Source organism: Inquilinus limosus MP06 (assembly GCF_000767795.1).
Classification (GTDB): domain Bacteria; phylum Pseudomonadota; class Alphaproteobacteria; order DSM-16000; family Inquilinaceae; genus Inquilinus; species Inquilinus limosus_E.
Window position 1 is genome coordinate 1 of the sequence record NZ_JANX01000612.1, and the last position, 3,613, is coordinate 3,613.

The window sequence follows — 3,613 nt, forward strand, 5'->3', positions numbered from 1 at the left end:
TCCTTCCGACTTCTCAGTGCAACCGGATTTTCATCCGCCGCCCTGTCCGACCCGCCGTTTCGCTTTCGCTCACCGCCGCGTCGCCGTCGGTGAGGCGGTTTATAGGGGGGTCACCGGAGCCTGTCAAACGCTTTGTGACGAAAATTTTTCGAACAGCGTTTTCTCCTCGCGAGGTGCTTTCCCGCGCAAGGCAGAGAGCTCCGATACCGTCGGATCGGCCGTCTTCACCGACCCGACCATCCCCAGATGGAGATTCGCGCGTACGCGCGCAAGGGGTGGTGGGTGAGATTTCCCGACCCCCTGCCGGTTGACCTGATTCCGCGGCTCCCGCATGTTCGGCCGACGATTCAGGCGCGCCCCGGCCCTGCGGGCGGCCTCCCCACCGCCATCGGAGACCGACCCATTGCGAATCGCCCCGCTCGGAGTCCTGTCGATTCTGGCCCTGGCCGGCCTCGGGGCCGGGACCGTCCTGTTCCTCCCCGACTCGCCGCATCCGGCCGATGCGGCCACCGCCGCCCCGGGGATCCCGACACTCCGATCGGATCTGAGCGACGAGCTCGCCTATGACGCGCTCCTGCCGGCCCCGGACGAGCCGGCGGACTGGGTTCTGGCGGCCCTCGACGATGGGCTGAGCCGGCCGCAGGCCCCGCGCGGGGCGGAGCGCCGGATCGTCGAGGTGGAATCGGGCGACACGCTGATGGGCCTGCTGGTCGAGGCCGGCGCCGGCGACGAGGAGGCCCATGCCGCCGCTTCCGCCCTGGACGGGCTGTACGACCCGACCAGGCTGCGAATCGGCCAGCCGGTCACCGTGACCTTCGACCACAGCGGCGGCGGGCGCGTGCTGAAGGCGGTCAGCCTCACGCCGGAGGTGGACCGCACGGTCACCGCCCGCCGGGCGCCGGATGGCGGCTTCCGCAGCAGCGAGGCCGAGCGGGTGCTGGAGAGCCGGCCGGTCGGGGTCGAGGGCGAGATCGAATCGAGCCTCTATGCCGATGCCACCGCGGCCGGAGTGCCGGACGCGGTGGTGCTGTCTCTCCTGAAGACCTGGGCCTATTCGGTCGATTTCCAGCGCGACCTGCAGCCGGGCGACCGATTCGCCGTGCTGTTCAGCCAGGACCACAACCCGGACGGCAGCGTCGCCCGGCTGGGGCCGGTCGAGATGGCGCGGCTCGACCTGGGCGACAAGACCCTGACCATGTACCGCTACGAGAGCCGCGACGGCACGGTCGACTATTACGACCGCGACGGCGCCAGCGTGCAGCGCCTGCTGCTGCGCACTCCGGTCGACGGCGCGCGGATGACCTCCCGATTCGGCGCCCGGCGGCATCCGATCCTGGGCTATACGAGGATGCATCGCGGTGTCGATTTCGGCGCCCCCAGCGGCACCCCGATCTACGCCGCCGGCGACGGCACGGTGGAGATGATCGGCCCGCAGCGCGGCTTCGGCCGCTACATCCGGCTGCGCCACAACAACCGGCTGTCGACCGCCTACGCCCATATGAGCCGCTTCGCCCGGCTGAAGAAGGGCTCGCGGGTCAAGCAGGGTGACGTGATCGGCTATGTCGGCTCCAGCGGCATGGCGACCGGCCCGCATCTGCACTACGAGGTGCTGGTCGCCGGCGCCCAGGTGAACCCGCTGAGCGTCGATCTGCCGACCGGCACCACCCTGGCCGGCCGCGACCGGGCCGAGTTCAAGCGCCGGGTCGAGGCGATCGACCGCCAGTTCCGGCAGCTGACCGAGGAGGCGCCGGTCGCCTCGGCCGGCCGACGCGTCGATGGATAGAAGAAGCCTGCCCGAGAATGCGCTGGCGTGAGTCGACTGGCGGTGGCTTGAGAACTGGAGCGGAGCGCACATGTCGTGCGTGGGCACCGGAAGCGGAGAAGCCGCCATCAGGCGGCCTCGCCAGTAGAGCATTATCGGGGCAGGCTTCCGGCGAAGCGCAGCGCCAGCCCGGTCCCCGGCAGCGGCGGCACCCGGATCTCACCCGGATGCCGGGCATGGGCGACGTGGCCGGCCCGCAGCGCCGATTCGCAGGCGTCGAGGTCGCGGGTGGCGATGTGCAGCATGGGCTGCTCGCCGGCCCCCAGGGTGAAGCCGCCGACCACCACCGAATCATCCGCGAACCGCGCCCCGTCCAGGGCCGCCCAGGCGGCCAGGGCCGGCCCGGCGAGCGGCGCAGGCAGGTCGAGCCGCAGCACGCCGGTCGCACCATTGGCGTGCCGCTCCCATTCTGGGCGCCGCAGCAGCTCCGGCGTCCGGTGCTCGGTGGCGAAGAGCGACAGGCCGAAGGCGTCGCGCCGCACCGGATAGGCCAGGCGGAAGGAGGGCCGCACCGGCCCGTCCGGCAGGTCGAGCAGCCGGGCCAGGTCGCGCGCCGGCTCTCCCCCCGCCCCGGCCGCCTCGAAGGCTGCCGCGGCCGAATCGGCCGAGCGGGTGGCGAGGGAGATGCCGAGCAGCCCCTCCCCGTCCCGCGCCAGGCGCTCGCCGAGGCCGTTGTCGAACTGCGTCGGGTCGAGCACGCCGAGCAGCTCGATGTAGTCGGCCTCGAGCATGATGCAGTAATTGGCCGTGCCCCAGCCGATGTGGCGGCCGCGCGGCGTCACGGTGAAGCCGAGGCGGCGCCAGGTGTCGCGCGCCGCATCCAGCGCCGCCACCGCCAGGATGACGTGGTCGAGCCCGGTGATCGCCGCCATCAGAAGCCCCCGTGCTCGGCCAGATGCGCCTCCTCCTCCGGCGTGCTGGCGCGGCCGAGGATGGCGTTGCGGTGCGGGAAGCGGCCGAAGCGCTCGATCACCGCGAGGTGGCGCCGGGCATAGTCGACATATTCGGGATCGGCGATGCTGGCGGTCTGCAGCTGCACGCTGCGCTGCTGGTCGGCCAGGTCCTCGCTGTGCTCGAAGGGCAGATAGAGGAACAGCCGGTGGTCGTCGGTCAGCGCCGGGTCCGTGTCGAAGCCCTGATCGATCGCCGCCTTCGCCAAGGCCAGCGCCTTGGGGTCGGTGGCGAAGGCGCGCGGGGTGCCGCGGAACAGGTTGCGCGGGAACTGGTCGAGCAGGATGCACAGCGCCACGGCGCCGAGCGGCGTCGCCGCCCAGTCGTCGTGCCGCCCGGCCGCCGCCTCCTCCTGCAGGGTCAGGAAGCGGGCGCGGATCTCGGCGTCGAAGCCGGCATCGCCGCCGAACCAGCGCTCCTTCCCCGATTCCTCGAACCAGAAGGCCAGCAATTCATGGGCGGAAACCGAAAGCGGGGTCATGCGGGGCAGAGTCCATAGCCGATGATGTCGTCGAACAGGGCATGCAACGGATCCTCGCCGAGGTCCACCGTGGCGTGCGGGTCGAGCCGGAGGGCGAATCGGCCGGCCATCAGCGCCTTGCGCCGGTCGCCCGCGGCAAGGTCGGCCGCCGCCTCCTCCAGCATCAGCGCCGCCGCCAGCAGCTCCGCCGCCGGATGCATCAGCCGCCGGGCCAGGCGCGGCCCGTCCTCCGGCCGCGCGCGAAGATGGGCGAAACCGGCGCGGCAGCTCTCCAGCACCGGGCGCAGCCGCGCCGCGATCGGCTGCAGCGATTCCGGCGCCGAATCGAGGATGCCGGAGACCCGCTCCAGCAGCGCCTG

General features: G+C 71.9%; 4 protein-coding genes. 1 reads left to right on the plus strand and 3 read right to left on the minus strand.

The annotated features are described in order from the left end of the window. The first annotated feature begins 403 nt into the window (after nt 1-403). Complete coding sequence (locus P409_RS29435) at nt 404-1,783, plus strand: M23 family metallopeptidase (protein ID WP_034846797.1); 1,380 nt, start codon at nt 404-406, stop codon at nt 1,781-1,783. 131 nt (nt 1,784-1,914) lie between these two features. Here the strand turns inward: P409_RS29435 and P409_RS36540 are convergent, their stop codons facing one another. From P409_RS36540 to P409_RS39410, 3 genes are all read right to left on the minus strand, one after another. Further along, nucleotides 1,915-2,694 carry a VOC family protein gene (locus P409_RS36540; RefSeq protein ID WP_052121548.1) on the minus strand — a complete coding sequence of 260 codons (780 nt, stop codon included), beginning with the start codon at nt 2,692-2,694 and terminating at the stop codon, nt 1,915-1,917. Beyond that, nucleotides 2,694-3,254 carry a DUF924 family protein gene (locus tag P409_RS29445; RefSeq protein WP_034846799.1) on the minus strand — a complete coding sequence of 187 codons (561 nt, stop codon included), beginning with the start codon at nt 3,252-3,254 and terminating at the stop codon, nt 2,694-2,696. The genes P409_RS36540 and P409_RS29445 overlap by 1 nt, the downstream gene beginning before the upstream one ends. Then, on the minus strand, nt 3,251-3,613 hold a 363-nt coding region (locus tag P409_RS39410), incomplete at its 5' end, for a hypothetical protein (protein WP_034846801.1). The genes P409_RS39410 and P409_RS29445, both read right to left, overlap by 4 nt.

Bases quoted from the DNA above. Each gene is read 5' to 3' on its own strand.
- P409_RS36540 (WP_052121548.1), bottom strand. From the start codon at position 2,694: ATGGCGGCGATCACCGGGCTCGACCACGTCATCCTGGCGGTGGCGGCG.
- P409_RS29445 (WP_034846799.1), bottom strand. From the start codon at position 3,254: ATGACCCCGCTTTCGGTTTCCGCCCATGAATTGCTGGCCTTCTGGTTC.